General features: G+C 52.9%; 3 protein-coding genes, 3 tRNA genes and 2 rRNA genes (1 of these 8 running past the window's edge). All 8 read left to right on the top strand.

The features are described 5' to 3' along the window. Positions 1 to 20 (top strand) — tRNA-Ile (locus LAB08_RS27490) (it extends 57 nt beyond the left edge of the window). Between the two features lie 30 nt (positions 21 to 50). Continuing rightward, a tRNA-Ala gene (locus LAB08_RS27485) sits at positions 51 to 126 on the top strand. Between the two features lie 249 nt (positions 127 to 375). Continuing rightward, positions 376 to 3,267: ribosomal RNA gene (locus LAB08_RS27480) — 23S ribosomal RNA — on the top strand. 156 nt (positions 3,268 to 3,423) lie between these two features. Then, positions 3,424 to 3,539: ribosomal RNA gene (gene rrf / locus LAB08_RS27475) — 5S ribosomal RNA — on the top strand. 136 nt (positions 3,540 to 3,675) lie between these two features. Further along, positions 3,676 to 4,635, top strand: a complete 960-nt coding sequence (birA, locus tag LAB08_RS27470; RefSeq protein WP_096514751.1) for a bifunctional biotin--[acetyl-CoA-carboxylase] ligase/biotin operon repressor BirA — start codon at positions 3,676 to 3,678, stop codon at positions 4,633 to 4,635. Then, positions 4,625 to 5,374, top strand: a complete 750-nt coding sequence (locus LAB08_RS27465) for a pantothenate kinase (RefSeq protein WP_096514753.1) — start codon at positions 4,625 to 4,627, stop codon at positions 5,372 to 5,374. Before birA ends, LAB08_RS27465 begins: the two co-directional genes overlap by 11 nt. A gap of 7 nt (positions 5,375 to 5,381) precedes the next feature. Further along, positions 5,382 to 5,822 (top strand): hypothetical protein, encoded by a 441-nt coding sequence (locus LAB08_RS27460; RefSeq protein ID WP_096514755.1) that lies wholly within the window; start codon positions 5,382 to 5,384, stop codon positions 5,820 to 5,822. Between the two features lie 142 nt (positions 5,823 to 5,964). Beyond that, positions 5,965 to 6,049: transfer RNA gene (locus tag LAB08_RS27455), tRNA-Tyr, on the top strand. Positions 6,050 to 6,058 lie beyond the last annotated feature (9 nt).

The following is a 6,058-nucleotide window of genomic DNA, read 5'->3' as shown; positions in this document are numbered from 1 at the left end:
GAATCTGCCCAGACCCACCAATTTTGTGTGGGAAACGCCTGTAGAAATACGGGGCCATAGCTCAGCTGGGAGAGCGCCTGCCTTGCACGCAGGAGGTCAACGGTTCGATCCCGTTTGGCTCCACCACTACTGCTTCTGAAGTAAAGCTTAGAAATGAGCATTCCATCGCCGGTTGGTGGTGCTGAATGTTGATTTCTAGTCTTTGACTAGTTCGTTCTTTAAAAATTTGGGTATGTGATAGAAAGATAGACTGAACGTTACTTTCACTGGTAACGGATCAGGCTAAGGTAAAATTTGTGAGTTCTCTTAATTGAGAAATTCGAATTTTCGGCGAATGTCGTCTTCACAGTATAACCAGATTGCTTGGGGTTATATGGTCAAGTGAAGAAGCGCATACGGTGGATGCCTTGGCAGTCAGAGGCGATGAAAGACGTGGTAGCCTGCGAAAAGCTTCGGGGAGTCGGCAAACAGACTTTGATCCGGAGATGTCTGAATGGGGGAACCCAGCCATCATAAGATGGTTATCTTAAGCTGAATACATAGGCTTAAGAGGCGAACCAGGGGAACTGAAACATCTAAGTACCCTGAGGAAAAGAAATCAACCGAGATTCCCTTAGTAGTGGCGAGCGAACGGGGACCAGCCCTTAAGTGGCTTTGAGATTAGCGGAACGCTCTGGAAAGTGCGGCCATAGTGGGTGATAGCCCTGTACGCGAAAATCTCTTAGTCATGAAATCGAGTAGGACGGAGCACGAGAAACTTTGTCTGAATATGGGGGGACCATCCTCCAAGGCTAAATACTACTGACTGACCGATAGTGAACTAGTACCGTGAGGGAAAGGCGAAAAGAACCCCGGAGAGGGGAGTGAAATAGATCCTGAAACCGTATGCGTACAAGCAGTGGGAGCCCACTTTGTTGGGTGACTGCGTACCTTTTGTATAATGGGTCAGCGACTTATTTTCAGTGGCGAGCTTAACCGAATAGGGGAGGCGTAGCGAAAGCGAGTCTTAATAGGGCGTCTAGTCGCTGGGAATAGACCCGAAACCGGGCGATCTATCCATGGGCAGGTTGAAGGTTAGGTAACACTGACTGGAGGACCGAACCGACTACCGTTGAAAAGTTAGCGGATGACCTGTGGATCGGAGTGAAAGGCTAATCAAGCTCGGAGATAGCTGGTTCTCCTCGAAAGCTATTTAGGTAGCGCCTCATGTATCACTGTAGGGGGTAGAGCACTGTTTCGGCTAGGGGGTCATCCCGACTTACCAAACCGATGCAAACTCCGAATACCTACAAGTGCCGAGCATGGGAGACACACGGCGGGTGCTAACGTCCGTCGTGAAAAGGGAAACAACCCAGACCGTCAGCTAAGGTCCCAAAGTTATGGTTAAGTGGGAAACGATGTGGGAAGGCTTAGACAGCTAGGAGGTTGGCTTAGAAGCAGCCACCCTTTAAAGAAAGCGTAATAGCTCACTAGTCGAGTCGGCCTGCGCGGAAGATGTAACGGGGCTCAAACCATACACCGAAGCTACGGGTATCACGTAAGTGATGCGGTAGAGGAGCGTTCTGTAAGCCTGTGAAGGTGAGTTGAGAAGCTTGCTGGAGGTATCAGAAGTGCGAATGCTGACATGAGTAACGACAATGGGTGTGAAAAACACCCACGCCGAAAGACCAAGGTTTCCTGCGCAACGTTAATCGACGCAGGGTTAGTCGGTCCCTAAGGCGAGGCTGAAAAGCGTAGTCGATGGAAAACAGGTTAATATTCCTGTACTTCTGGTTATTGCGATGGAGGGACGGAGAAGGCTAGGCCAGCTTGGCGTTGGTTGTCCAAGTTTAAGGTGGTAGGCTGGAATCTTAGGTAAATCCGGGATTCCAAGGCCGAGAGCTGATGACGAGTTACCCTTTGGGTGACGAAGTGGTTGATGCCATGCTTCCAAGAAAAGCTTCTAAGCTTCAGATAACCAGGAACCGTACCCCAAACCGACACAGGTGGTTGGGTAGAGAATACCAAGGCGCTTGAGAGAACTCGGGTGAAGGAACTAGGCAAAATGGCACCGTAACTTCGGGAGAAGGTGCGCCGGTGAGGGTGAAGCACTTGCTGCGTAAGCCCACGCCGGTCGAAGATACCAGGCCGCTGCGACTGTTTATTAAAAACACAGCACTCTGCAAACACGAAAGTGGACGTATAGGGTGTGACGCCTGCCCGGTGCCGGAAGGTTAATTGATGGGGTTAGCTAACGCGAAGCTCTTGATCGAAGCCCCGGTAAACGGCGGCCGTAACTATAACGGTCCTAAGGTAGCGAAATTCCTTGTCGGGTAAGTTCCGACCTGCACGAATGGCGTAACGATGGCGGCGCTGTCTCCACCCGAGACTCAGTGAAATTGAAATCGCTGTGAAGATGCAGTGTATCCGCGGCTAGACGGAAAGACCCCGTGAACCTTTACTATAGCTTTGCACTGGACTTTGAATTTGCTTGTGTAGGATAGGTGGGAGGCTTTGAAGCGTGGACGCCAGTTCGCGTGGAGCCATCCTTGAAATACCACCCTGGCAACTTTGAGGTTCTAACTCAGGTCCGTTATCCGGATCGAGGACAGTGTATGGTGGGTAGTTTGACTGGGGCGGTCTCCTCCTAAAGAGTAACGGAGGAGTACGAAGGTGCGCTCAGACCGGTCGGAAATCGGTCGTAGAGTATAAAGGCAAAAGCGCGCTTGACTGCGAGACAGACACGTCGAGCAGGTACGAAAGTAGGTCTTAGTGATCCGGTGGTTCTGTATGGAAGGGCCATCGCTCAACGGATAAAAGGTACTCCGGGGATAACAGGCTGATACCGCCCAAGAGTTCATATCGACGGCGGTGTTTGGCACCTCGATGTCGGCTCATCACATCCTGGGGCTGAAGCCGGTCCCAAGGGTATGGCTGTTCGCCATTTAAAGTGGTACGCGAGCTGGGTTTAGAACGTCGTGAGACAGTTCGGTCCCTATCTGCCGTGGACGTTTGAGATTTGAGAGGGGCTGCTCCTAGTACGAGAGGACCGGAGTGGACGAACCTCTGGTGTTCCGGTTGTCACGCCAGTGGCATTGCCGGGTAGCTATGTTCGGAATAGATAACCGCTGAAAGCATCTAAGCGGGAAACTAGCCTCAAGATGAGATCTCACTGGAACCTTGAGTTCCCTGAAGGGCCGTCGAAGACTACGACGTTGATAGGTTGGGTGTGTAAGCGCTGTGAGGCGTTGAGCTAACCAATACTAATTGCCCGTGAGGCTTGACCATATAACACCCAAGCAATTTGCGAACTCGAAAGAGACCAGATTGCGGTGTGTGAAGACGAAACGAACCGAAAGTTCGACGCTCGCAAAACACCGAATTCTATCACCTGCCCAATTTGCTGAAGCGCGGCCCGCTGGCCACGATTCGGTACCCGAATTTCTTGACGACCATAGAGCATTGGAACCACCTGATCCCATCCCGAACTCAGCAGTGAAACGATGCATCGCCGATGGTAGTGTGGGGTTTCCCCATGTGAGAGTAGGTCATCGTCAAGATTAAATTCCGAAACCCCTATCTGCGTATGCAGGTAGGGGTTTTGTTTTGTCCGCTGGAAAATCTGCTTCGCCAGGTTTCTATGCAACTGCTCGGGGCGTGGCTATCATGCGGGCCTCATTGTGAGGCGAGACTTGCATGCTGACGTTGTTAAAGCTTCTTAAAGATGGCCGATTCCATTCAGGGCAGGCACTGGGCGCTGCCCTGGGGGTTAGTCGCAGTGCTGTATGGAAGCAGCTTCAGCAGTTAGAGGCTGAGCTGGGGTTGTCCATTCATAAGGTTCGAGGACGTGGTTATCAGCTGGCTGCGCCGCTGACGCTGCTTGATCCGCTGGAGATTGGGCGATTGGCACCATCTTGTGACTGGCCTGTCCTGGTCTTCCATTCGATTGACTCCACAAATGCTGAAGCTCTGCGTGCCATCGAGCGGCATCAGGCTGCGCCTTTTGTAGTGCTTGCTGAGCGGCAGACTGCCGGTCGCGGGCGGCGAGGGCGGAAGTGGGTAAGTCCTTTCGCAGAAAACATCTATTACAGCCTGGTGCTGCGTATTGAAGGTGGAATGCGGCAATTGGAAGGGTTAAGTCTTGTAGTCGGGCTCGCCGTCATGCAGGTCCTGCGCGAGCTTGGTGTTCCAGGGGTGGGATTGAAATGGCCCAATGATGTCCTGGTCGGTCAGAAGAAGATTGCCGGAATACTGCTGGAGTTGGTGGGGGATCCTGCCGACGTTTGCCACGTGGTGCTGGGTATCGGTATTAATGTAAATATGCAAATGGCCGATGAGGTCGATCAACAATGGACGTCCATGCGTCTCGAGTCGGGCAGGGTGTTTGATCGCAATCACCTGGCTGCAGAGCTTGGGCTGATGCTGCAGAAGTACTTGGCCCGACATCAGATTGGCGGTTTTTCAGCTGTTCGGGCCGAGTGGGAGCAAAATCATCTGTGGCAGGGGCGCGCAGTGTCGTTGATTGCTGGTGTTAACCAAATAGATGGCGAAGTGCTGGGTATTGATGGGCAGGGCGCGTTGCGCTTGAAGGTGGATGGTGTGGAGAAAGCCTTCAGTGGTGGTGAGCTGAGTCTGAGGTTGCGTAATGATTCTTGAGCTCGACTGCGGAAACAGTTTTATCAAATGGCGTGTGCTTGATGCGGATGGCCGACTAGTGGTGGGTGAGGGGGTTGTCGATTCGGACCTCGCACTGCTCGAGGGCCTGAAAGGGCTCGTGGGCCTTGCTCTCAAGTATTGCCGGCTGGTCAGTGTCAGGACAGCAGATGAAACCAATGCATTGATCCTGCTGTTGCAGGAGGTGTTCGAGGTGTCCGTGGTCTGTGCATCTCCGGCGCGTGAGATGTCCGGTGTCCGTAACGGCTATGAGGAGTTCGAGCGGCTAGGGCTGGATCGATGGCTCGCCTTGCTCGGAGGGTTTCATTTGGCGGCCGGCGCGTGCCTGGTGCTGGATTTCGGTACAGCAGTCACTGCTGACTTCGTTGCTGCGGATGGGGAGCATCTTGGCGGATTCATATGTCCGGGGATGCCGTTGATGCGTAATCAGCTTCGTACTCACACTCGCAAGATTCGTTATGGCGACGTTGCTGCTGAGCGTGCTTTGGAAAAGCTCATTCCGGGCCGTACGACTGTTGAGGCGGTCGAGCGCGGCTGTCTGCTGATGCTTCGGGGCTTTGTGCTGACTCAGCTTGAGTTGGCGCGTAGCTATTGGGGTAAGGATTTCACGGTGTTTCTGACGGGGGGGGATGCGGCTCAGGTCACAGAAATCATACCTGAGGCCAGAGTGGTACCGGATCTGGTGTTTGTCGGCTTGGCTATGGCGTGCCCTTTGTCCTGAGGTCTTTATGCGTTGGTTGTTTCTGCTGCTGCTTGTTCTCAATGTGTTCTATTACATCTGGCATCAACAGGAGGCTCCTCTGCGCGCGAAGGATGTAACGCCCTTGAGTTTGTATCGGGGGTCCCAGCAGGACATTCGTCTGCTAAGTGAGGCAACGGACTCGGCAAGAGATAAGGCAAAAGCTGCCCAGGCAGATGCGGGTTGTCTTTATCTGGGGGGCTTTACTCGCCAGGATGTTGCTCAGGGGCTTGAGCGCCGGCTGAGTGGTATGGATGTCAAGTTTCAGGCGCTACCCAAAGGTAGCTCCGAATCCGCTGCTTACTGGGTGCGGGTGGCTCCCGAAAGCCGGCGCTGGCTTGATGACTTGCAGCTGTTAAACCTTTCTAGAGAATTCAATGAGTTAAAACATAAAATAATGCCTTGCGAGGGGGTTGCACCCGCCGAATAGTTTGCATAGAATGGCGCCCGCTCCACAGTGAAGACCTAAAACGGTAAACGGTGTGAAGCGAGGTCAACGCAGCTAACCTCAGGTTTTTAATGAGAAAATGCTTGACAGAAGGCTGGCATGATATAGAATGCCGGCTCGCTTAGGAGGGGTTCCCGAGCGGCCAAAGGGATCAGACTGTAAATCTGACGTCTACGACTTCGAAGGTTCGAATCCTTCCCCCTCCACCATTTTTAGCG

It is taken from the genome of Pseudomonas izuensis (assembly GCF_002356535.2).
GTDB classification, from domain to species: Bacteria; Pseudomonadota; Gammaproteobacteria; order Pseudomonadales; family Pseudomonadaceae; genus Aquipseudomonas; species Aquipseudomonas izuensis.
Note: the sequence above shows the minus strand (reverse complement) of the source record. Positions and strands in the feature narration are given on the sequence as shown.